The organism is Terrimonas ginsenosidimutans (assembly GCF_022012415.1).
GTDB classification, from domain to species: domain Bacteria; phylum Bacteroidota; class Bacteroidia; order Chitinophagales; family Chitinophagaceae; genus Terrimonas_A; species Terrimonas_A ginsenosidimutans.
The window spans coordinates 41,810-66,864 of record NZ_JAKLTR010000008.1; the positions used below are offsets into that span (position 1 = coordinate 41,810).

The window sequence follows — 25,055 nt, forward strand, 5'->3', positions numbered from 1 at the left end:
TCTGAGCCAGCACGCCAATCAATTCATCATACTTTCCCGGCGAGTTTTTTTTGGTGCAGGTGACATCCTGCCATTTTTAGCCATTTTTTCCCAGCCTTGATTTTTTTTTGTTACTTTTTTTGCATCAAGGCAAAAAAAGTAAACAGAGTCTTCGAGGCAACCCCTCGAAAAAAAAGCGCCCTTGCCCGCCCGGCAAAATCCGTAAACAACGCCCTCGACCACCATCGAAAAAAGCCCCTTGCCCGCCCGGGCAAACATCCCCTTATCAAAATAATATTGAGGTAGTCCAAACTACCCCAGTATTATTTTTTCCCCCGCAGGCAACGTCCCCTCATAGCCCGCTGTCAGGCAAAGAAAAAGGAATACAGTGCTTGCTTTTGCAAAACAGATTTCTATGCAGGCCTTTATGAAGACCGGGCTGTTTTCGAGATCCGTCTCACAGCCATTATCTGCGATGGCATCAATATAATTTATGATCAGAACGGTAAAGAATTATTCCATTCCGGCAACCGGGATTAGTATGATCAATACAGTGCTAACGTGAATAATTCAACCGTGATCTGGAGCTGCTCAAAGCCAGGTGGCGGACAATAGATCAAAGAAGTTTAGGGTGAGTTGAAGTATACCTCGGGGCTGTGGCGAACAGCCCCTTTTTATTTCCCTTAGCTAAGACGGTGGAGATTTAGGATTACAATGGACACAGTCTATCGTCATAAAATAAAAAAGGAAGGGTAGAAACCCCTCCCGGAACGATTGCTTTTTCGAATTGCAATCTAACTGTAAGTCGCTCAAATATTTTTTAGTTATCCCAGTTATCTGTCCTGAACGGTACCGCAGGTAGACCTTCGACATTATAAAAATTCGCACCTTGCGGATTGTCTGCCCATGCATAACGCACTGCTACCGGAACTTTTACCTTTTCACTCCACACGATCACCTTTCCATTTCTGATCCCGGCCCTGGCCCAGTGAAATACCCTGTCGGCGCCTGCCGTCGCAAAATACATTAATTCGCCGTTTTTGCCTGTTAAACCTTTGCCTTTGTGATCAAATTCCAGCACAACTTTTCCATTTTCCACGGTCATCGATTTATAAACGGGCCCTGAATAAACGGTTTTCTTATCACCATAAACGAGATGGCGAGCCGTAAGCGCCAGCCTTTCGCCGACATCTTTTTTGTTAGCGGGATGAATATCAAATTCTTCTCCGAGATCTATCGCCACGGCCAGGCCTGCATTGGGAATGCTATCCGCGACTTTCGCCTGCGATTCACGCAGCATGGCCCAATTGCTTTTTACAGGCTCAACCGGTGGTTTCATATAATTCGCCAGCTGAACGATCAAAAAAGGAAAATTTCCCTGCCCCCACCGGGTACGCCAGTCATTGATCATTGCCGGAAGCAATGTCCTGTACTCGATCGCCTTTCCTGTATTGGCTTCGCCCTGGTACCAGAGTACGCCTTTGATCCCATAGCCGATCAACGGTTCGATACGCGAATGATACATGATCTCTGGCAGGTATTCGATCCGCGTAAAACTCCCAACCGGCATCGGTCGCATTACGACCCCTGTTTTCAAATTCCATTCTCCTGAAAGATCTATACTGGTTGTACCATTTGTCAGGCGATACCTGCGACCGGCGATCACGCCACCTCTCCCCTCTTTATCCACTATCCTGATCGTGATCATATTCCTTCCCGCACGGATGATCGAATCCGGAATGCGATACCGACGCTCCAGGTATCTGTTATCTTTTGAACCCACCCAATATCCATTAAAGTAAGTACTATCCACATCATCGATCATTCCCAGCTCCAGGTACTTTTCTCCCGGAAGAAATGACGCATCAACCTCAATTTCTTTTTTGATCCATATCACGCCATCCTGCTGCATTCCCTGGTCTTCCCAATAACCCGGCACACTATATTTCCCCCAACCGGAAAGATCAGTGTTATTACTTCCCCATTGCTTCGCAAGCCCTGTATCACCCCGGCGTTGCTCATTCATCCACTCATCGTTTACCCGCTTGTCCCTTGCTTTTACGCTATCGGAATAGCGCTCATTCCTGAAAGGCTTCGCTTTCTCCAAATAATGAGGGAATTGCGCAAGCCCTTCTTCACTCATCCATCCTTCTGCAGCGGTGCCGGGATAGCTTGCATGAATGATCCCTATGGGTATAGTATACTTTTCATAAAGACTTCTCGCGAAGAAATAACCAACCGCACTATACATTAGTACATTGTCAGGAGTAGCGGGCTTCCAGCTCCCGGTTGCGTTTTCGCTTTTCTGAAAACCGTACGGATTCTTTACCGCAAACTCCCTGATCTGATAATTACCTGCGTCTGCAATCTCTTTCGGATACGATTGCTTTGCCTTATACAGCTGATAATCCATGTTCGACTGACCGGAGCATAACCACACATCACCAACCAGGATGTTGCGAACAGTTGTTGTTCTGCCTTCACTGGTGAATGACATTTCAACCGGCACACCCGGCTTTAATGCTGATAATCTGAATTTCCATTTACCGTCTGCAGCTGCGATCGTTTCTGCGGATTTTCCCTGAAATAAAAAATGAACTGTAGCGCCCGGTGTCGCCCATCCCCATAAAGTAAGCGGAAGATCCCGCTGTAACACCATGTTATCACTGATCAGGTTGGGCAGCTTCAGTTGCGCAAAGGATGTTTTCTGCAGCAGCAATCCAACCAGCATTGTTTGCAAAAAATAGGATAATGATCTATTCATTCTGTTTGAAAGATTTACCACTGCGCAAGCGGCAGCAATTTTGTTGCATCGAATTTACCGTTATTGCTTTCGGGAATCAAAGAAACATTGAATGCTATGTTGCTTTTAGCCGGCACAGTGATCTCAAACCCTACCAATACAGTCCCCTTATTCGTCGCATCATAAGGCTTGGGAGGATCGGTTGACCATGTTTTGATCTTTACCTTATCGATTCCTGTAACCTGCATTTTTAATTTATGTTTACCATTGGTCAAAACAGCATCCCCTTCTTTCGTTATTTCAACCGATGCGGGTGTAAGCATTACCCAGCGGATGGTTGCCTGCTGAGCTGAAGTCTCGATCTCATCTCTGACCGTGACTGTCCTGCCATCAAGTATTGCAAGACCGCGATGTACACTTTTCAACTGCCCTTCATAAGCGGAACTGATATCCATCACAGCACGGCGATTCAGACTATCATCAGAAAATTTCACCAATCGTCCGTTGCCTTTTACGTTCTGCAGCTGATCATTCACCGTCAATGTACTATGTGAATAGTTGGCATAACGGAAGACTTTCCAGCGTTGTGATGCCTGCGACATATCCCAGATCTGCAGTCCCGCAGACTCAAGCGAATTGTATTGTTGCATACCGAGATCAGCCGACCAACGAACACCATCTATATCCAGCACAAAAGAACCAACGTCCATGTGTGCATGACTTGTAGCAGGCGACCCGCCTTTAAAGCCTGCATAAATTCCCTTCCCTTTTTCCCAGCTTGTCCGCATGATGGCAACCTGGTGATCTTCTTTTGCGATCCAGATCTTTTTATCGGGCGCCACTACCTTATCCAATGGAAGATCTTTACCCCAGATCACGGCCGCCGGTAAAAAACGACTCGTCTTTACATCGAACAACTGATCCTGTAAATACTGCTTCTCCTGGAATAAAAGCGACGCGTCTTTATTCTTCTGCGCAAACCAGAACATAGCTGGCTGCAACCCTTCATGACCACCACAATCAGAATAATTGAATGGCTTTCCTGACGACTGACTTACCAGGTTCTCATAAAACAAACCGGTCTGCAAAAAGCCCTGCTGAGCAGACAAGCCATGATCGGTTCCAAATATTTTTTCTATCGCATCAATAAAGAATACATTGAAGGATGTTCCGTAACCCCAATAACTATACCCTTCCATGTAATTTCCATCCGGCGCATAGTGCTTCATGGGGATCCTGATGCTCGTCAGGGCACGTTCTATGACCTGCCTCGCAACAACGGGATCATCTTCATAGATCGCGAGAGCACCAAAGCTGATCCCCGCATTACAGACCTGGTTCCAGTTATTGCTGCTTCTCAACCAGCCATTATATTGAGGATCCAGGGAAGTGGCGATCCCCTTTTGCCTGATCGCATCACTGATCGTTTTTTTTGATGCAGGAGACAGACGAGCAAATAACCAGTCGTACCCGATCGCAACCGCCATTGTCATTTCTGCAACGTCCAAAAAATGAGCGGGATTCCAATCTGCGAAAGCCGCTACAGCCAGCATCTCTTTTTCGCAGCGGGTGGCATATTTTTCCTGGCCTGTCATTCTAAAAGCATAAGAAAGGTAGAAGATCCTTCTTAACGCTTCGCGGGAGACCTGCAGCAAACGGCGCCCGATCATTGTACGTTCAACGGGTACAATAGAAATAATCGCATCACATTCCTGCAGTATTTTGAGGTGATAATTATTCCATGAAGAATTCGTTTTCATCTGCGAAAGGATCCCTTTTTCTTCGCCGTCCATCAGCAGAAGACGAGGATGTGCCTTGATCTTCGCGGTGTCGATCTGCTGAGCATAAAGAACATTACTCACAAAAAAGATGGTGGTAATAAAAAGAAAAGAAAGTTTTTTCATAAAGTAAGGCAATGCGTTTTGAACACGCTTATTTACGTTTATCAAAATAATCAGCCAGGTCATATACCTGAGTATTAAGTTCCTTCATCTTATCCAGCAGGGGCTGATAGTTGGAAAAATCCCACCTGACAACGCCCTTGTTTGCATCAAGATTGCTCGGATCAACAGCCGTGTATGTAGGATCGTTGTCCTGGTATTTGAACCAGTGAAACCCCACACAACGTTGTGATTCGATCAAACCAAGCAGGAAATGCTGGTAAAAGATACCACGATCTTCCTGTGTTTTCACATTCCATCCTGCACCCGAATAATTGGGCATCCCGGAGTCTTCTCCTTTCACATAATATTCGGTTATGATAAAAGGCTTGCCCGACCATTTCTCCCAGTTGGCCATATCCGCCTGAACAGGTGTCCAGTGCCTGTAATAATTGATCGCGATCACATCTACATACTTACTCATCGCATTGAATACCTGGCGCACCTTCAATTCATAATTATGCAAACGGCTCCCCAGGTACATGTGATTGGGATCATACTTCTTTATAGCCTTTGCCACTGCGGAATAATATTTCTCTGCTACAAGCCCGAGAAACTCATGCCGGATGCTGTCTGTGATCCCGGCGATCGTCAATCCCCGTTCTTGCAGCCATTTCTTTGCTGCTACCTTTCCGGGATCAGTTGAATCCTTTTTACCAAGATAACGATCAAGCGTCAATCGTTCAAGCGGCAGCTCATTGTCGGAGAAATAGCCGAAAAGATTGGCGTCATCCTTTGTAGCGGTGAGTTGTTTGGCATATTCATCACAAAAGCTTTCCCATTGGGGATCAAATACAAAAGTTGTACGATCCGGATAACCGGTATGCCCGCTTTCCTGGTATGTTCCACCACGCTTCTTACCATAATCACTCATAAAGCTTTTGATAATGGTATAAGAAAATGGTGATTGCAGCCGGGCAGAAGCCGGCTGCATTAGCTTGTTATCCGTCCATGCACCAAATGCGTTGAATCCATAGTCGCGTAATTGCCTGACCGTCGCATCGGCCCAGCCTTCCCTGCTTTTGAATTTTTGCTGCAATGCGGCAACGCTTCTATCCGAACGTCCGGGAGAGATCTCTACCATACCTACGTTGATATAAGGATGTCCCTGCGGATCGATCGTGTACCAGCGGCTGCCGATCTTCTTTGCATAGAAAAAACCGGTAGGTTTTTCTTTAAGATCGTTGCGGCCTCCGTAGCTATCCAGTGCAACAGGTTTGCCCGGTTTGAATCCGTTCAGTGTGGCGATGGATCTTGTCGGATAGTCTTTCCATTCGCTGAAGGTCTTCTTTTCACTGTTGGCAACTCTGACAGGAATGGTAATGGAATACTCGTCAGTTTGGGCAAAGACGCAAACACTTAATAACAAAGCGGAGACTGTGTACGGAATTTTGATCATACTTGTAAAATGTTTTGCGTAGGGTTCCCGCAGAGTACGCAGATTTAGATTCGGATATCCGAAAAGGCGACAGCTTTTTATACTTCTCACAGATCTTGCGGATTTCGGAGATCAGTGTCCGATAGCCTGGGTGTATCTGCGCTATCTGCGGGAACCTTATGCCAGTCCATCATCAATTATATCCCGGGTTTTGTGTTAAGATCGGGTTCGTATTGATCTCATTGATGGGGATCGGGAAAATCAGTTGGAAGGCCTGGATCTGAACGATCGGAGAAGTAGTCGTCACCCTGATCGCATATTTAGTAAAGTGATTGTTCATCACTTCAACCGCTCTCCCCGTTCTCACGAGATCAAACCATCTGTGTCCTTCAAGATTCAGCTCAATGCGTCTTTCCTTTTCAATTGCCAAACGCAGTTGACCTTGCGTTACCGTCAATGGATCAAGCAGCGCGGCGCCGGTAAAGCCTGCCCTTGTACGGATGCGGTTCACAAATGGTACAGCCGTTGCTACGTTCGCTGCACTTTGTTCATTCAGCGCCTCTGCATACAACAGCAGAATGTCTGCATGGCGCAAGACGATCCAGTCGCAGTCTGCATCAAGATCCTGCGCGGGAGTATCACGATACTTGCGTGTGATCCATGCACCGGTGCCGGATGCAACAAATGAGACAGCTGTTCTTTTATCTGCAGCACCCTGTGCTGTCATCGTATCCACCAGGTCTTTCCGGAGCGTATTGAACTGATAACCGGTGCCAACGCCACCCGCTTCAGCAGTTGTGCGGGAGAAATGATTAGGGAATGGACTGCCGGTTGAAGGAACATTTCCTTTTGTGTAGCGGACAGCAAATACGATCTCCGCATTCATTTCATTGGTCGTAAGGAATATGTCTGAATAGTTCGGTAGTAATGAATGGATCGTATTATCATAGGCCGAAACATAACCGCCGAGTTCAGTCACGGCTTCATTGTATTTCTTCTCCGTCAGGTAAACTTTACCCAGCAACCCGCGTACCGCCGCTTTTGTCACACGTCCGAGATCCGCAGGAGCAGCATACCTGTCGGGCAGATTCACATCTGCTTTTGCTTCGTTCAGGTCCTGTTCTATCTGGATATACACTTCTTCAACGGAAGCGCGACCATACTCATACGCTTCTTCGATCGTCCTGATCTCTTTAGTTACAACGGGTACACCACCAAACGTTCTAACCAGGTTGAAATATGTGAGGGCACGGATGAACTTCACTTCGGATTTGTATCTTTCTTTCACTACCGCATTCATGGCAACCGCATCGATCCTTGACAATACAAGATTACATCTTGCGATCACCCGGTAGTTGTAAGTCCATTGTGTTTGCAAGACCTGGTTTGATGAAGTGGCCTGGAAAAACTCAAAATCACCCACACCGCTTCCTTCTACCACTGCTGTTGTGTTATCAGAAGCGATCTCCGCAATAGGATAGATCCCGCGGCTGCCGCTTGCTTTGCCATACACTTCCTGCAATCCCGCATATGCGGCGATCACTGCCGTGGAAATACTGGCCGAATCATTATAGTACCCGTCCGTTTCGATCCGTGTAGGATCCGTAAGGTCGATAAAGTCTTTGGAGCAACCCGCAATAATGAGCGATAGTCCAAGTGTAAACAGGAAGATATATTTATTGATAGTCTGTTTCATAATTCACAATCGTTAAGGTTAAAAACTGATATTGGCTCCAAGTGTAATGGTACGGTTCAGCGGATAAGCACCCTGGTCAACCCCGTAGGTAGGGTTGGTGGAGTTACCATACAGATTTGCTTCCGGGTTATAACCGAAATAGCTGGAGAACGTGTGCAGATTTTGCGCCATTACGTATACGCTTGCATAGCTCAACCCCATTTTCTTCACGAACGGAGAAGGCAGGGTATAACGCACCTGTACATTCCGGATCCGAAGGAAAGACGCATCAAACAACTGGTATGTAGAGAATGCATTGAGCCATGACTGAGCGCCATTCAACACACGCGGCGTCATGCCATCACCCGGTTCATCCTCTGATCGCCAGCGGTTGAGCGCATTCTCACGGGCATTCACACGACCGTAGAAATTATATACATATCGATCTGTACCATTCAGGATCTTACCGCCGTAGCTTCCCTGGATGCTGAAACTGAAGGTGAACTTCTTATAGGTAAAACTGTTTTGTAACCCATAAGAGAACTTAGGGAACGGATTGCCCAGGGGCTGAATATCCGCCGCATCTATCTTCTTATCGTCATTAACATCTTCATATTTGATATCGCCGGGTCTTGAACCGCCCGCAGCCCAGACAGCACTGTTCGCCACATCATTTTCATTCATGTATACACCAACCTGTTTGTAGCCAAAGAAAGTCCCCATAGGCATTCCCGGCACTACACGGATGGCGGATGTATAACCGAATACCGGATCAAACAGGATCTGATCACTTGCGCTTGTCAGCGCGATCACTTTATTATTCATCCAGAAGATATTCGCATTGGTTGTCCACTTGAAATCTTTCTGGTTGATATTGGTCGTTTGCAATTGTATATCCAGACCACGGTTCCTTACTTTACCGACATTGTTCAGCACACGGTTGGCAAAACCAACGAGTGCAGGCACGTTGCGGTTGAGCAGCAGATTGGTTGTATTCCGTTCGTATGCTTCAACAACGAGATAGATCCGGTTGCGCAGCAATCCTAACTCAAGAGCGAGATCTGTCTGCTTATTTGTTTCCCAGGTAAGATTTTTGATCGCCACAGAATTAGGCACAAATCCATAGACACGGTTACCTGCATTGGGTCCGAATATATAATTCGCGGCGGCTCCGTAAGCCTGCCAGTTATAATCACCGATATTGTTATTGCCGGTGATACCATAGCTTGCACGCAGTTTCAGTTCACTGATCTGTTCAAACTTCTTCATAAATTTCTCATCGGCAACACGCCATGCAACAGATACTGAAGGGAATGTCGCATACCGGTTATCAGATCCGAAACGGGAAGAGCCATCTGAACGTACGGATGCCGATACGATATACCTGTCTTTAAAGCTGTAGTTCAATCTTCCGAACACAGACACCAGCGCGTTCGCAGAATAACCTGCCGTGCCAAGTATATTACCGGCCCCTGTAACATACTCCACATCTGTGTTGGTATAAGAGGAAGCCTGGCCACTGACAGAAGAGTTCTCTGTTGTGTTCCGCTGAGCGCCGTAGCCGGCAAGTGCATCTATGCGATGCTCGCCAAACAATGTTCTTGAATAGTTCAGCGTATTCTCCCATACCCAGTTGTAGGTCGTGCTGTTACGTTGCTGTGCATTGATGCCTGCGAGGATGGGGTTGTTAAGATTTGCCGTTGGCGCACTGCCGTTTGCAAGAGTAGCTGGTACATAGAAATTACGGCGATCGGAAAGCATTTCACCTCCGAGGGTTGTTTTAAAGGTCAGATTGCGGATGATCTCATATTCAAGATTACTGATCATCATTCCCTTGAATGAATTGGATTTGTCACGGTAAAGATCCAGTGTAGCGATCGGGTTATACAGACCACCTACGTTCACGGCATTACCGAAGAGCGTGAGCGGTTGTCCATAATTACCATTGTCCGTAAACACCGGAATGATCGGTGGCATCAGCAAAGCCGTGGTCACCACAGCGCCGATATTCGCCTGTCCGCCATTGCTGATAGTGGAGTTATTGAAATTACCCTGGATCGGTTTTGTATCAGTACGGCTGAAGTTCGGTGCGAGTGTAAGGCTGAAGCGCAGTTTTTTCGAAAGCTTTGCTTCATAGTTCGCGCGTAGCAGGATCCTGTCGAAACCTGTATTGTCCACCACTCCGGTTTGCTTGAAATAGTTACCGGTGATATAGAATTTTGCATTCTCGGTTCCGCCGGAAGCTGAGATCTGGTAGTTGCTTTGATAGCCGGTTCTGAAGATCTCATCCTGCCAGTCCGTATTTGCCAGTGCGGAAGGATCTGTGATGCCCGCCGGTGGAGTGAGGCCTGAATTCTTATAGGCTTCCAGCGTATAATCCATGTACTGATCTTTATCCAGCAGCTTGATGGTTTTGCTTACGTTCGAAATACCGCCGTAAACATTCGCCGAGAATTTCGTTTTACCAATCGCGCCCCGTTTTGTTGTAACGAGTACGATCCCGTTACCGCCACGGGAACCATAAATAGCGCAGGCGGCCGCGTCTTTAAGGATCTGGATCGACTGGATATCGGCCGAGTTGATGTTATAAAAGTTGTCATTATTATTAAGCGGGTAACCATCCACCACGAACAGTGGGTTATTCCCGGCACCGATGGAACCCAGTCCACGGATCCTGATGTACGGATTCTGGCCCGGTTCACCACTTGGCGTGGAGATATTGGCTCCCGCTACCTGGCCCACCATCGCTTCTGCCGGAGATGCGACCGGAAGATCTTCCACATCCTTTGCGGTGAGGGTTACAACGGAATTAGATACGAGTTTTTTGGACGTCTTCCCGTAAGCGATCACCACTACATCTTCCATACTCACGCTGCTATCAGCCATAATAACGGAAATATCAGCGCGGGGAGAAGTAAGGGCCAGTTCCTGCGGGATCTTTCCAACAAAGCTGAACACAAGGGTCAGCGCACTGTCTTTACTGGTAATATTGAAGGAGCCGTCTGCCTTCGACTGAACCGTGTTATTGGTACCTTTTTTAGTAACAGTAACGCCTTCTAATGGCTTCAGCGAAGCATCCCTGATGGTGCCCCTGAAGGCAAAAGGATTGGCGGGGTTCTGGGCAGTGGCGGAGAGGCAGAGCAGGTAAAAGACGGATAAAAAGGATAGTCTTTTCAAACAAATCATAGCAATCGTTTTAGGAGTTTGGGAGTGCGGCCGGCTTGTGAACGACGCTGCCGCAACACGTGTAAAGTTTAGAAAGACAGGGGAAAACCGGGGCGGATATCCTAAAAGATAAGCCGGAAATCTTAAAAATTTAGACCACATAAAATGTACAAGATTATGATTGTCAATCAAATTTAAAATTGCCGGCTTTAAAATCGGATATAGGACAGCTCTTTTTTGTCCAGTGTTGGAAGGGTGACAGAGGAACAACGGAGGATGAGTGTAGAAAGGAGCCTTAGATCAGGGTTAATGACAGGATAGTGAAGCCCCGGAGATCTGAGTGGCGTAGGAGCTACGCAAAGGGCGCAAGAGATTCCGCTAAGAGCGAAAAGAAAACTTAAGATTGACTGGCAGACCTGCTGATAACCTCTGAACCGGCACCAATCTGCGCACCTGCACCTGTATCCGCGCAAATCTGCGGGAAACTACTGCGGGCACTATAAGAACATGACATGGGCATCACGCAAGGCAACCAAAGAGCTGAGCGAAGCAGCTTACAATTAATGCACTATTTTCACCGGACGAACGAATTCCCGAAACATGTTAAGGCTTCTCGCATATCTGTTCCTGCTGATAACACCGGTCTGGTCGCTGGCCCAATCCGCGCACTTCCGCCAGTTGACGGTCGACAACGGCCTTTCCAATAATTCCATCCTCAGCATTACCGAAGACCGCCAGGGCTTTATGTGGTATGGAACAAGGTATGGTCTAAACCGCTATGACGGCAGCCGGTTCAAAAGTTATAAGAACATATATGCCGACACCACCAGCATCAGCGATAATATCATCAATGCACTGCTGACTGACAAAAATGGCGTGCTGTGGATCGGCTCCTCGCTCGGATTACTCAAATACAACCCGGAAACCGACTCCTTTGAACGGATGAAATTTGAGGGGCTGAAAACCTGCTATGTAAGCACGCTTTACGAAGACCTGAATGGTGACCTGCTGGCAGGAACGTATCATGGTCTGTTCAAGCCATCCAAAGATTCGGTCAACTATTTCAAAAAAGCATATCCGAAAGTGCCGATGCTGAATACCAGCGGAAACATGGTAAGATCTATTTACAGAGGAAAAGACGGCAAACTCTGGATCGGGAGCTATGCGGGACTTGTTTGCTTCGACCGGAATGAAAAGGTAAAAACGTACAACAAGCAGTCGACACCTAATATTCTTCCCGAAGATTATATCACCAGCGTTGCCGGTGACTCCCGGGGAAACCTATGGATCGGCACTTTTCATGGCGGCCTGCATATAATGGATAGTCTCGGCAATAGCCGCCCCTACCGGACGTCCACCGGAAATGCGCTGAACAATATCCGCAAGATCATCACTACGCGCGACGGAAAGCTCTGGGTAGGATCACAGGATGGTGTACTGGTCGTTGATCCCGTTACGCTGGAATCCACCTTACACAAGCATGATCCGCTTGATCCCTCGAGCCTAAGCAATAATTCGATCCACTCCATCTACCAGGATGCAACAGGCACGGTCTGGATAGGCACCTATCATGGCGGACTGAACTTTATTTATTCAAGAAGCACACCGTTTGAAACGATCGCGGCAAACAGCGCGATCCATATCAGTAACAATATTGTCAGTACGATCTCAAAAGATAAAGACAACCGTCTCTGGATCGGTACAGAAGGTGGCGGCCTGAATTGCCTTGACCCTAGGGCAAATCAGTACACGAACTATAAGAACAACCCGGCTGACCCGCATTCGATCAGCTCCAACCTGATCAAGGTCGTTTATCGCGACCGCCAGGACCGGATCTGGATCGGTCCATCTTATGGCGAAGACCTCAACCTCTATGATGAAAAAACAAACTCCTTCAGAAGATATGCCTTAAGCAGGCAAAACAGGGATGTCATCAACTTTGATGAGATCTTGTGTTTGCTCCAAACCAGCGACAGCACTTTATGGGTGGGAGCGCAAAGCGGGCTTACCATTCTCAAACCGGAAAACGGCAGCCTTCCATCGAAAACATCCAGAACGCCTGTAAACGCGAGACTACCCAATAAAAATATCCGTGTCCTGTTTGAAGATTCACGGAAGTACCTGTGGATCGGAACGAGTGCCGGGCTATGCAGGTATGACCGAAAAACAGATGAACTCAAGGTATTCCGTCGAAAGGACAATGATCCGGCAAGCCTGCAGGGCGACGCGATCAATTCGATCACAGAAGATCATTCAGGAAATATCTGGATCGGCACTTACTATGGGGGGCTAAGCCGATATGATGTAAAAACAGGGAACTTCACAACGTACCTTCTAAAACATGGTCTTCCTAACAACAATATCCTGAGTGTTGCGGAAGATACGGAAGGAAATATCTGGTGTGGAACAGACAAGGGACTGGTAAGATATGATCCGCAGCACGACCGCTTTCTTACTTACACGACCAGCGATGGCGTTGCCAGTAATAAATTCAATGCGAATGCTATTTATAAAGATGCGCTGGGCAAATTGTATCTCGGCGGAAGCAACGGCATCACCACATTCACACCGGGAAACCTCCAGGTCAACGGAGAACGTTCAGCAGTACGATTTACCGGGTTCCGGCTTTTTGGAAATCCGGTACCGATCAACCTGGATAAAGGCATATTAAAAAAAGATATCGACTTTCAGCGGCAGATCACGCTGAACCACGATCAGCAAAACTTTACGATCGAATACGCGTTGCTGAATTTCATCAAGCCTGAAAAAAATGCATACGCATACAAACTGGAAGGCGCTGAAAAAGAATGGAACCATACTACCGCCACCAGCGTAACGTACAACAACCTGTCACCTGGCAGATATACGCTACTGGTAAAGGGCGCTAACAATGATGGCATCTGGATGGATGAACCGGCAAGGCTGGAAATAACCGTTCTGCCGCCTGTCTGGCAGACCTGGTATGCCTATACAGCATACGCACTCATTCTCGCTGCGATCATATTCTTCCTCCTTCGTTTTTTCTGGCTTCGCGAGTTGTTCAAGAAAGAACGGGAGCTGCAGCAGTTCAAACTGAATTTCTTCACAAATGTATCACATGAGATCAGGACACTACTGACACTGATCGGCGGACCTGTTGAAAGATTGCTGCAATTAAACCAGGAGCAGTTGCAACAGCGCCAACTGCAACAGGTAAAAACAAACACAGACCGTCTCTCTCACCTGGTAGAAGAATTGATGGACTTCAGAAAAGCGGAAAGCAATAACCTCCAGCTACAGGTGAGTGAAGAGAATATTGTTGAATTCGCCAGCCATATCTTTCAGGCATTTCAATCGCTGGCGGAAGAAAAAAATATCACGCTTTCATTGACCAGTAGTCAGCCGGATATCAAAGCGTATATCGACAAGCGGCAGATGGAAAAAGTGATCTTCAATCTTCTAACGAACGCGATCAAGTTCACGCCTGCGAATGGTAACGTAAGCCTGCGAATCACCGGGAATAAATCGGATGTACAAATTGATGTGGAGGATAACGGCAAAGGCATTGCGCCGGCATATCTGCCACGGCTGTTTGAGAACTTCTTCCAGGTGAGCGAACATACATCGCAAAATACGGGTTATGGTATTGGCCTCGCTTTGTCAAAAAGTATAGTAGAATTGCACAAAGGGGAATTAAAGGTAGTGAGTGAACGTTCAGAGAATGACAAGCCGGGGAGAACCTGCTTTACGGTATTATTGCGGAAAGGCAACCGTCATTTCAGTGAAGAGCAGTTGGTAGCTCATTCACCGGTAACAACCATGCATTCGAAAGTTTTACCGGATCTGCAGATCACAGTTCCCGATACAAGTGCAGACAGCATACTACCAACGATACTGCTGGTGGAAGACAATGCAGAGCTGAGTGCATTTATCCGGGAGTCGCTTGCGCCGCTGTTCAATATAGTCACTTGTGAAAATGGTTTACTGGGCTGGGAAGCCGCCACACAACAGATCCCTGATCTTGTGATCAGCGATGTGATGATGCCTGAAATGGACGGATTTACGTTATGCCGCCAATTGAAACAGGATCTCCGGACAAGTCATATACCCGTTATCCTGCTGACTGCAAAAGCGGATCATGAGAACCAACTGGAAGGGCTGACCAATGGTGCTGATGCATATGTAACAAAACCGTTCAGCATCCAGTTACTGGAGCTGCAAACCAAAAACCTTGTAGCAGGGCGCGAGGCGATGCGCCGGCAACTGGCCAGACAGCTATCCGCAATCACACAGGAAGCGGAACCCCTGAAACAAGAACCGCTGGCTACGATAAGCGAAGCAGACCGGCAGTTCGTTGAAAAGGCACTGCTTGTTATTGATGAATTAATGGATGACCCGGAGTTCAATGTTAGTACGCTTGCGTATAAAATGAACATGAGTGCTCCTATTCTTTATAAAAAGATAAAAGCACTCACCGGGTTAACGGTTAACGATTTTATTAAATCACTACGATTAAAAAAGGCTGCGGAATTGCTGCTTCAGAAAGACAGGAACGTAGCTGAAGTGGCCTACATGGTTGGCTTCAACAGAAAGCATTTTACAGAGGAGTTTAAAAAAACTTATGGGAAAACTCCTTCGGAGTTTATTAAACAGTAAAGGAGGGCCCGCTCTAAATCTCTCCCTTCGAGGAGATTTAGAGCGGGCCTTACGCAACTCAATTCAAACGCTCTCCCTTCTCGCCCCACCAGGCATTTGTCTCCTGTACTCTCCCGGCGTTTGCCCGAACTGCGCTTTGAAGTACTTATTAAAATGGCTTTCGTCCGTGAAGTTGAATTCGCTCGCAATTTCATTGATACGTTTATCGCTGTGCTGCAGCCTGTGCTGAATGAGCTTTGTTTTGTACCCGGCAATATATTGCTGCATGGTTTCGCCGGTATGCTGCTTGAAGTAGCGGCTCAGATAAGCCGATGAGATGTTAAACTCGCGACTGATATTCTCTCCTCTCAGTTTATTGGGGTCATAAATGTTTGCCTGGATATAATGCAGAATATCCATTGCTTTTTCTTCTGTCTGTTCCGTGACATCCAACTGCTGATAGAGTGCAATATTCCGCGCAACAACGATGATCATTGTATTTACCAGTTGCTGGATCAGTTCCCGGTTGTAGATGTCACGATTAACATACTCCCTGATGATGGCTTCCACCATGGGACGGACAAGCTGCTTGTCTACCTGGTTGCGAAGAATACAACCCGGGCGGTGATTTGCATTCTGTAAAATGAATTCAAGCCGCTGGATATTATCTTTTATCAGCCCGGCATCTTTGAGATAGATATTATTGAAGCGCAGATAAAAGAAAGTAGTAGGCTCGTGCACTTTGAAAGAATGACAATCTTCCGGAGTGATCAGGAACATGTGACCTTCCCGGTAATCAAAATTATTCTTATTGATACATTGCACCCCTTTACCCGAAACGATATACACCAGTTCAAAAAAACTGTGCTGATGCGCGCGCTCGGGACCCTCATTCAGCGTTTCATATGCCACGGAAAAAGGCTCGTAAAGATTTTCTTTCTGCATGTTTTTTGATTGAACAGATGACTATCCGGAAAGATCTGCAATACGCGAAAATACCATTTTTTGTCAAAGTTATACCATAAAATAAACCAATAGACAGTATAATTTTGACCTTATAACTTAATCATCATGAAAGCAATTGTTTTAACAGAACCAGGAGGGACAGACCGTCTCCGCATTGAAGAAATAGCAAAGCCCGCGTTAAATACAGACGAAGTACTAGTGCAGGTGAAAGCCATCAGCATAAATCCGGTTGACGTAAAATCCCGCAGTGGCAAAGGTGTATACGGCCGTATAAAGGAACAGCAACCGCTGATACTTGGCTGGGATATTTCCGGCATTGTAACGGAAAGTCAATCGTCAAAATTCAAGGAAGGTGATGAAGTATTCGGGATGGTCAATTTTCCCGGCCATGGTAAAGCGTATGCCGAATTTGTTGCAGCACCTGCGTCACATCTGGCAATAAAACCGGCAAATATTCCACACGAACAGGCTGCTGCCGCTACACTTGCTGCATTGACGGCCTACCAGGCGCTTACGCATAAGGCAAATGTTCAGGCGGGACAAAAGGTGTTGATCCATGCGGCGGCGGGTGGTGTCGGTCATTTCGCTGTTCAGCTCGCCAAACTTATCGGTGCTCATGTAACGGGCACATCTTCTGCAAAAAACAAATCATTTGTAGTAGGATTGGGGGCAGATGATCATATCGATTATCACGGTTATGACTGGAAGAACAGCGATAAAGAATTTGACTTTATTCTTGACGCTGTTGGCGGCAATAATATTGACAACTCACTGGAAGTTGCAAAACCAGGCGGCATACTCATCAGCATTCCATCCGGACTAAGCGAAGATGTGACTTCAAAAGCAAAGGCGAAAGGGGTGAATGGTTTCTTTTTTATGGTGGAATCAAATGGCGACGACATGAAGGCTATTGCAGGATTACTTGAAACCGGAAAAATCAAAGCACATGTACCGCAAACATTTTCATTTGAGGAAATCGGAAAAGCACATGACCTGGTCGAGTCCGGAAGAACAGTTGGGAAAGTGGTGGTCACTTTGTAACTGAAAATTCAAAAGTAAAAAGTAAAAAAATCAGTTGCGCTGATCGAAACAGATCTCCTGCTTTTAAACCTGATCTTTTCACTTTTTACTTTTGAGCTTTTACTTTTCACTCATTCGCTTCCATTCTGATTACTATCATCCGCCGTATGTTCTCTCGGCTTTTTTTCGACGGTGTTTTCCGGGTTGATCTCGCTTCTGATGGGCAATCCTTCCTTTACATCCTCTGTATCTTCAGCTTTACGCGCATCGCCGGAAGCGTTCTGTCTTTTTTCAGCAAGGGCGGCAAGTTCATCCGACAATTTTTTCTGGGTATTTGTTTTCAGGAGATGTTGTTGCAAAGCCTCATCCCATTTCTGCAAAGCAATTTCCGGCGTGTCGCCACTACCCGAGATCTCCGCTCCCATCTCCGTAGTCCAGGAAGCCAGATAATGGTTCTCCTGCTTCGTCAGCACCGGATGCAACGATTCAGCTGTGGATGGCACACCTGGTCTTGAAAAATCAAAATCCAGTATTTCACCGGATGTATCTGTAGCATGTTTCATGAGATCGTTTTTTTTGTGAATAATCTGCAGATGATCGATACCTACAGGAATACCTGACAAAGTGTACAAAAAGAAGGCCGTTACATTAACGGTATGATTACTGCTCCTTAGTCAGTTTATGATACACTTTATGTGGCGGGAAGTGAATAATATAAGCACGAAGAGGATTTATTTCCACATTAGTGGCGGGCAGATCCGCAGGAACGGATCTGACAAGTTTTTGCACGAACAAAACAACGATCCGCTGCTTTAGCGTAAGAAAGTTTGCTTTATTTGCATCTGCACAAAATTCTCTGAAAGATATCATCTCTAACCTAAAACAGACATTATGCAACTCTCTTATTTTGGCCATTCCTGCTTCTCCGTAAAAGCCGGCGGCAAAACAATCTTATTCGACCCATTCATTACCGGCAACGAACTGGCAAAGGATATAGACATTAATAACATTGAGGCTGATTATATTTTTGTATCTCACGGCCACTTTGATCATATACTGGACGTTGTTGCTATCGCAAAAAGAACGGGCGCACTTGTATTGGGGGTTTGGGAAGTATATGATTATTTCAGTAAACAGGGCTTGCAGAACGTTCAGCCGATCAATCCTGGTGGCATGGCTCAATTTGATTTCGGCAAAGTAAAATGCGTGACCGCCGTTCATTCCAGCAGCTTTCCTGACGGCAGTTATGCCGGTATTGCCTGCGGATACGTGTTTGAAACCAAAGACGGGAGCTTTTACTATAGCGGTGATACGGGACTTACAATGGACATGAAGCTGATCCCTGAATTTATTCAACCCGACTTTGCTGTCTTCCCCATCGGCGACCGTCTGACGATGGGCATACAGGAAGCGATCACAGCCGCAGGTTTCGTAAAAGTGAAGAAAGTGGTTGGTGTACACTATGACACATTCGGCTTCATTAAACTGGATCCTGCAAAAGCAAAACAGGCTTTTGAAAATGCAGGACTGCAACTGTCTCTGCCTGGAATCGGAGAAACTATTGAGATCTGATCGGTCTCCTGCAATTAAAAAAAAGAAAGCTCCTTCAAGAGCTTTCTTTTTTTTAATGTGACGCTTCTCTTTTGGGATCAGAACTCCCTTAAAACAATAAAGACCCCCACGGGGTCTCTATTGTACAATCACGAAGTCGCTTATATGGCACCCTCAAAAGGGTTTATCGCTTCCAAAATCAGCCTGCTACTTCTTCAGCTTTGAAGCCGCTGCACGGACATCATACAGGGTTTTGATCCTGACCGCGGAAGGCTTCGCAGACACTGCACCTTCTACCCGGACCCTCTTTTCAACTCCCGGTTCAAGATCAAAGTAGTTATCGCTCAGCTTTCCTTTCAATCCAGGTATATCCACGAACACATATTTTGCAAATGAAGAGGCCGTCAGCACTAACTCACTACCCACCCATCTCCACTTTACTGCCGGATCTTTAAGCTCAAGATCTTTCGGATAGCCTTTATCTCTTGCTGGCAGATTTGCATCATCATACGTGTGTTTCACCGCATACCATGCAGCTTTGGGTTTACGGTCGTAGTAGTTCGTAATACTCCAACTGGCAACCGGCCAGCAATCATTCAATTGCCAAAGCAGCGTACCCATATTGTAAGGAGACTTGCTGCGGTGCATCAGGATCATATTCTTGAAGCCATAATACTGCACACACTGGGTGAGATACACATAATCTTCTACGCTGAGATGATTGATCACTGCAGAATCGATCATATATTTTTTCAGATACCCTTCCAGTTTTTTGAATCCATTACCGGCGCGTTGATGATTCCGTAACACATCAGAGAAGAGATAACGGTCCTGAGGTTGCGTGATCGCCTCAATACTGCTATAGTCCGGCATGGCCTGCATACCATATTCGCTGATAAAACGCCCCGTATTCTTCTCGAACACTTCAAAGTCTTCACCTCCCCACCAGGTACCCCAGTAATGACTGTCTCCTTCTGTCAGACTCTGAGACTGACTCCAGTGATAGCGGGGCGAGCTGCTGATGTATGGACGGCTCGGATCTACTTCTTTTAACCATTTCGGTATGCTATCCCGGAACATTCTTGTATAATCTTTCCATAATTTCACTGAGTCCGACTTTGAAATGCGGAATGAGCTATGCCATCCCCATTTGAAAAAGGCTTCTTCATCTTCATTATTCCCACACCACAGGACAATGGATTTATGATGACGCAGACGCTTCACCTGTTGAAATACTTCTTCTTTCACATTTTTGAAAAAAGCTTCGTCTCCGGGTATCATTGTTCCGGCAAACATAAAATCCTGCCAGACATAGATCCCTAATGAGTCGCAAAGGTCATAGAAATAATCATTTTCGTAGATACCCCCGCCCCAAACACGCAGCATATTCATGTTGGCATCTTTCGCCATCATCAGCATCTTACGATAGTCATCCCTGGTCATTCTTGTAACAAAAGCGTCAGAAGGAATATAGTTAGCCCCCTTCATATACACAGGCTTACCATCTATTGCAAAATAGAAGGACGTTCCTTTCTCATCCGGCTTTTCCACCAGCTCAACTTTTACTGGAGGAACGAATGGCTTTTCTGCCGGCTTTTCATCAAAGTATTCGAGACGCACATCTTTCCAGATGCCGCAGGTCGTGAACTTTGGTCCCCAATCCCAGCCAAAATGAAACTGGGCTTTACGTACATAAGCGCGGGGATTATCCGGGATCACGTAAGGCAGGTCAGCCTTTGCAAATGAATCGACAATATTCTGTGCGGATCTGAAAACAACACGAAGGTCATTTGCGCCTGCTTTTAATAATGATCTCGCATCAACGCGCCACTGGCGGAACATATTATCCGCAGAAAGAGCCAGCTTTCCGTTAACATACACATCTGCATAGGTATCCAGCCCGTCAAAGACGAGCTCAGCTTGCTTTTTAGACAAAGCAGCCGGAGGCACAACGAACGATGTTTTATACTCCCAGTCCTCCCGCTCTATCCATTGCAATTTCTTTTCATTATCCCTGTAAAAAGGATCGCCGATCAGTTTATTGGCTAAAAGATCTGTGTGTACTTCGCCGGGCACTTTAGCGGGATACCAGCGGGCCTCATCTGCTTCCCGGAATTGCCAGCCTTTTGTGATGGCTATGGAATTTACCTGTGCCGCAGCGGTCAATGCCAGGAAGGTTCCAGCAACAGCAGCGGCTATATTTTTAAGATCAGCTTTCATCCTTATTTATTTAACAGTTGTGGGTGTTTCTGATAGACATTCATGATCAGTTCTCCGAATAATGTATTTGCCCAGGCAAACCATTTACGGGTAAATTTCGCCGGGTCATTTTTATGAAATGATTCATGCATAAATCCTGTTCCGCCATGCGTTGCCTGCAACCAGGTAATGCACTGTTTGATCTCCGCGGGATTGGTAGTTGTCAGCCCGCGCATGATGATGCTCATTGGCCAGATCATGTCCATCCCTGCATGCGGCCCACCGATCCCTTCGCCTGCGCTTCCTTTAAAGAAGAAAGGATTTTCAGATGACCACACATAGCGTCGCGTATTCTGGTAGACCGGATCGCTGGAATTTACTGAACCCAGATAAGGCATCGATAATAATGAAGGAACGTTCGCGTCATCCATCAGGTTAAAACTCCCGTATCCGTTCACTTCAAAGGCGTATATTTTACCAAACTTCGGATGCGTTGCAGTGGCATATTGTTTCAGTGCTGCAGACACTTCTTGCGCCAGTGCAGTGCATTCTTTTGCCAATGCCTGGTCTTTATGGATAGCGTTCAACATTTCTGCCGCTTGTTTCAGGGACACTACCGCAAAGAAATTGGATGGGATCAGGAAGGGAAAGATCGTCGCATCATCACTTGGGCGGAAAATAGAACAGATCAATCCAACCGGCTTCACCGGGTAACCATAGCCACTCAACGGCACACCGTCTGTAGCCCAGAAAGTAGTCCGTTGAAAAGTGTATGGACCATTGCCGTCTTTCCGTTGCTGTTCTTTAAATGTCTTCACCGTTAATACGATCGATTCCTTCCACGCAGCATCGAACGGAATAGTATCGCCTGTGATCTTCCAGTAGTGATATGCCAGGCGGATCGGATAACAAAGTGAATCGATCTCCCACTTGCGCTCATGTACACCCGGCTTCATATCCGTGATATCGGTATGCTTCCATTCACTCACCTGCGAGCCATCTTTATAAAACGCATTGGTGTACGGATCAAGGTGGATATTCTTTACCTGGCGGTTGATCACTCCTGCGACCAACTGCTGCAACTTCGGATCAGTTTTCATCAATGGCAGGTAAGGCCACACCTGCGCCGTGCTGTCGCGCAGCCACATCGCATCTATATCTCCGGTGATAACATACGTATCAGGCTTGCCGTTCTGTACAGAAAAATCAACTGTTGTATCCAATGTATTGGGAAAACAGTTTTCAAACAACCAACCCAGTTCGGGGTTGCTGATCCCCGATTTGATCTTTTTGATCATTGCCTCCACCGCTTCGCTCGTAAAATGTCTTTGTGCAAGCGGTGGTCGTTTTGATTCGAATTCATTGGAAGCCGCCCACAGCTTTGACGGTTGCGCTACTGCTACGGTAGTCAGCAACCCCATCTGCTGAATAAATGTTTTTCTTGTAGTCATATGAACAATTGATGTGGTTGTTAAGTCGGTTTTGTTTGTAACTATAGGGTTCGCTCCTTAGGTTCCTCTCAAACTTCCCCCATCTCCCGCCTACTCAACAGACGAAGTAGGCCAGTAAGACGGAGCAACACCCCAAACCGTGGAAGGTGTCGGCCCCATTTCTATGACCAGCTTTCCGCCATTCATCATGTCGCGGTAGCTCATCCAGGAACGTTCATAAGGTTTGTCATTCCACTGGATCGACTGAATATATTTATTGACCGGGCTATTGTTCTTCACTTCGATCCGGAGAGTAGTATTCTTTCCTGTCTGAATGATCGCTTCGTCCATTACCGGGCTACCAAATACAAACTTTCCATTGGAAGGATTCACCTGGTAAAAGCCAAGAGAAGATAACACATACCATGCAGACATTTGGCCAACGTCTTCATTACCGCAAAGACCATCGTATTTATCAGAATAGAGACTGTCGACAATATACCTGATACGATCAGCCGTTTTCCATGGCTGGCCGGTGTACATTGACAGATAAGCAACATGATGACTTGGTTCATTACCATGCGCATACTGGCCGATCAGGCCTGTGATATCTGCGGAAGCATGTTGCCCCATGTCTCCTTTAAGCGTGAACAGGGAATCAAGCTTGTTATTGAACGCGTCTACACCGCCCATCAGGCGGACCAGTCCTTCCACATCATGCGGGATCATCCAGGAATACTGCCAGGAGTTTCCCTCTGCAAAATCATCACGCATGTGGCGGGCTTCCAGCGGGCTGAATGGCGTACGCCATTTATCTGCAGAAACACGGCCTCTTACAAAACGGATCGATGTATCAAAATACTTCTCATAGTTCAATGCACGTATGCTGAAGTATTGATAATCTTTTTCGAGGCCCATTTTCTTTGCCATTTGTGCAACACCCCAATCACTGATCGCATATTCGAGTCCCATTGCGACAGATTCAACAATGCTGTCTGCCGGGATGTATCCATTCTTTTTCACAAATGACATTCCGCGGGCGTCCTGCATTTGCGTTGCTTTCACCGCCTCCCATGCGAGCATTGTATCAAATCCCCGGAACCCTTTCAGATAGGCATCAGCCACTACCTGCACGGAACTGTTTCCGGGCATAGTATTCGTTTCATTTCCCACCAGATGCCATACCGGCAATCGCCCCTGCTGCTGATAGATCGCAAGCATGGAACTGATCATATCATTTACCCGGTCAGGCTGCATCAATGTATACAAAGGATTTGCCGCGCGATAGGTATCCCACAAAGAAAAGGTAGTAAGGTTAGTAAAACCAGCCGCTTTATAGATCTTACCATCGGTCCCCCTGTAATCACCATTATGATCATTGAAGGTAGACGGTGCGATCATTGTATGATACAAAGACGTATAGAAAGTACGAAGGCGTGCAGTGTCTTTTGTCTTTACTTTTATCCTTGCCAGTTCATTTTCCCATTGCTGGTTTGCCTGTTTCCTGGTAGCAGCAAAATCCCAACCGGGTAATTCTGCCTGGATATTACCGGCAGCATTTTCTATAGAAACGGGAGAAATACCCACTTTCACTTTTACCGCATCAGTTACCTGACCAAACTGAAGCACGGCTCTCAGCTTCCTTCCTGAAGCAGTACTGCCGGTCAACGCCTCAGTACTGTCATACAAAGAGATCTTTTTTACAGGCGCGGATAGATGCGCAGTAAAAAAGATCTGCTGATCCACCGCCCAGCCTTTGGAGCGGCGTGTGCCGGTAATGGTGGTGTCATTCACCAGGGTAAGAGAAGTTGCCACCGGCATATCCCAACCAATGCCGGATTCAAGATCTACCACGATACTGGCTGTATCTTTCTGAGGGAAATGATACTGGTGAAAACCGACACGTTGAGTGGTGGTCATTTCCGCCAGCACATTATAGCGTTTCAGTTTTACGGAATAGTAACCCGGTTCCGCTTTTTCCTCATCATGTGAGTAAAGAGAGAAGTATCCGGGACGCGGCCTTACTCTTCCGTAAGAGTAAAGAGAATCTATGGAGCCAGACACAGGCATCAGCATGATATCGCCAAGATCCCCGATACCCGTTCCGCTAAGATGTGTGTGTGAAAAACCTATCACGACTGAATCGGCATAGTTATAACCAGAGCACCAGTCCCACCCTTCTGTCATATTCACAGGGCCGAGTTGTACGGCGCCAAACGGCACATTTGCTCCCAGGAATACGTGTCCATGCGAGGCCGTTCCGATAAACGGATCAACATAACGGACATATTCGCCAGCAGCTTCGGTACTCACTTCTTTTTGCTGACAGGAAGAGAAAGCCGCAGCAATGGTGGTCATAAAAAAGAAAAATCGTTTCATATTTATTCGTTCGATC

General features: G+C 46.6%; 13 protein-coding genes. 3 read left to right on the forward strand and 10 right to left on the reverse strand.

All coding sequences use genetic code 11. The features are described from left to right. Positions 1–799: 799 nt before the first annotated feature. From LZZ85_RS13500 to LZZ85_RS13520, 5 genes are all read right to left on the reverse strand, one after another. Positions 800–2,743 carry a sialate O-acetylesterase gene (locus LZZ85_RS13500; RefSeq protein WP_237872546.1) on the reverse strand — a complete coding sequence of 648 codons (1,944 nt, stop codon included), beginning with the start codon at positions 2,741–2,743 and terminating at the stop codon, positions 800–802. 14 nt (positions 2,744–2,757) lie between these two features. Beyond that, positions 2,758–4,626: a heparinase II/III domain-containing protein gene (locus tag LZZ85_RS13505; RefSeq protein ID WP_237872549.1), complete on the reverse strand. Its 1,869-nt coding sequence runs from the start codon at positions 4,624–4,626 to the stop codon at positions 2,758–2,760. Positions 4,627–4,654: 28 nt separating this feature from the next. Next, entirely contained in the window at positions 4,655–6,061 is a 1,407-nt protein-coding gene (locus tag LZZ85_RS13510) for a glycoside hydrolase family protein (protein WP_237872551.1), read from the reverse strand. Positions 6,062–6,233: 172 nt separating this feature from the next. Next, positions 6,234–7,736 carry a RagB/SusD family nutrient uptake outer membrane protein gene (locus LZZ85_RS13515; RefSeq protein WP_237872553.1) on the reverse strand — a complete coding sequence of 501 codons (1,503 nt, stop codon included), beginning with the start codon at positions 7,734–7,736 and terminating at the stop codon, positions 6,234–6,236. Between the two features lie 18 nt (positions 7,737–7,754). Then, positions 7,755–10,901 carry a SusC/RagA family TonB-linked outer membrane protein gene (locus LZZ85_RS13520; RefSeq protein WP_237872555.1) on the reverse strand — a complete coding sequence of 1,049 codons (3,147 nt, stop codon included), beginning with the start codon at positions 10,899–10,901 and terminating at the stop codon, positions 7,755–7,757. Between the two features lie 579 nt (positions 10,902–11,480). Between LZZ85_RS13520 and LZZ85_RS13525 the strand changes: the two genes are divergently transcribed. Then, on the forward strand, positions 11,481–15,515 hold the full coding sequence (locus LZZ85_RS13525) for a hybrid sensor histidine kinase/response regulator transcription factor (RefSeq protein ID WP_237872557.1): 4,035 nt from the start codon (positions 11,481–11,483) through the stop codon (positions 15,513–15,515). 63 nt (positions 15,516–15,578) lie between these two features. On the opposite strand, the gene LZZ85_RS13530 is transcribed toward LZZ85_RS13525, so the two are convergent. Beyond that, positions 15,579–16,439: a helix-turn-helix domain-containing protein gene (locus LZZ85_RS13530; RefSeq protein ID WP_237872559.1), complete on the reverse strand. Its 861-nt coding sequence runs from the start codon at positions 16,437–16,439 to the stop codon at positions 15,579–15,581. A 126-nt stretch (positions 16,440–16,565) separates the two neighbouring features. Between LZZ85_RS13530 and LZZ85_RS13535 the strand changes: the two genes are divergently transcribed. After that, positions 16,566–17,501 carry an NADP-dependent oxidoreductase gene (locus LZZ85_RS13535; protein WP_237872561.1) on the forward strand — a complete coding sequence of 312 codons (936 nt, stop codon included), beginning with the start codon at positions 16,566–16,568 and terminating at the stop codon, positions 17,499–17,501. A 110-nt stretch (positions 17,502–17,611) separates the two neighbouring features. Here the strand turns inward: LZZ85_RS13535 and LZZ85_RS13540 are convergent, their stop codons facing one another. Beyond that, the gene (locus LZZ85_RS13540; protein WP_237872563.1) at positions 17,612–18,043 is read right to left on the reverse strand and encodes a hypothetical protein; all 432 of its coding nucleotides are present in this window, start codon (positions 18,041–18,043) and stop codon (positions 17,612–17,614) included. Between the two features lie 328 nt (positions 18,044–18,371). Between LZZ85_RS13540 and LZZ85_RS13545 the strand changes: the two genes are divergently transcribed. Next, positions 18,372–19,052 carry a metal-dependent hydrolase gene (locus LZZ85_RS13545; protein ID WP_237872565.1) on the forward strand — a complete coding sequence of 227 codons (681 nt, stop codon included), beginning with the start codon at positions 18,372–18,374 and terminating at the stop codon, positions 19,050–19,052. 186 nt (positions 19,053–19,238) lie between these two features. Here the strand turns inward: LZZ85_RS13545 and LZZ85_RS13550 are convergent, their stop codons facing one another. The 3 genes from LZZ85_RS13550 to LZZ85_RS13560 all read right to left on the reverse strand — a co-directional run bounded on the left by LZZ85_RS13550 (position 19,239) and on the right by LZZ85_RS13560 (position 25,039). Continuing rightward, on the reverse strand, positions 19,239–21,251 hold the full coding sequence (locus tag LZZ85_RS13550; protein ID WP_237872567.1) for a beta-mannosidase: 2,013 nt from the start codon (positions 21,249–21,251) through the stop codon (positions 19,239–19,241). 2 nt (positions 21,252–21,253) lie between these two features. Next, on the reverse strand, positions 21,254–22,681 hold the full coding sequence (locus LZZ85_RS13555; RefSeq protein WP_237872569.1) for a glycoside hydrolase family 125 protein: 1,428 nt from the start codon (positions 22,679–22,681) through the stop codon (positions 21,254–21,256). Between the two features lie 90 nt (positions 22,682–22,771). Then, on the reverse strand, positions 22,772–25,039 hold the full coding sequence (locus LZZ85_RS13560; RefSeq protein ID WP_237872571.1) for a GH92 family glycosyl hydrolase: 2,268 nt from the start codon (positions 25,037–25,039) through the stop codon (positions 22,772–22,774). Positions 25,040–25,055 lie beyond the last annotated feature (16 nt).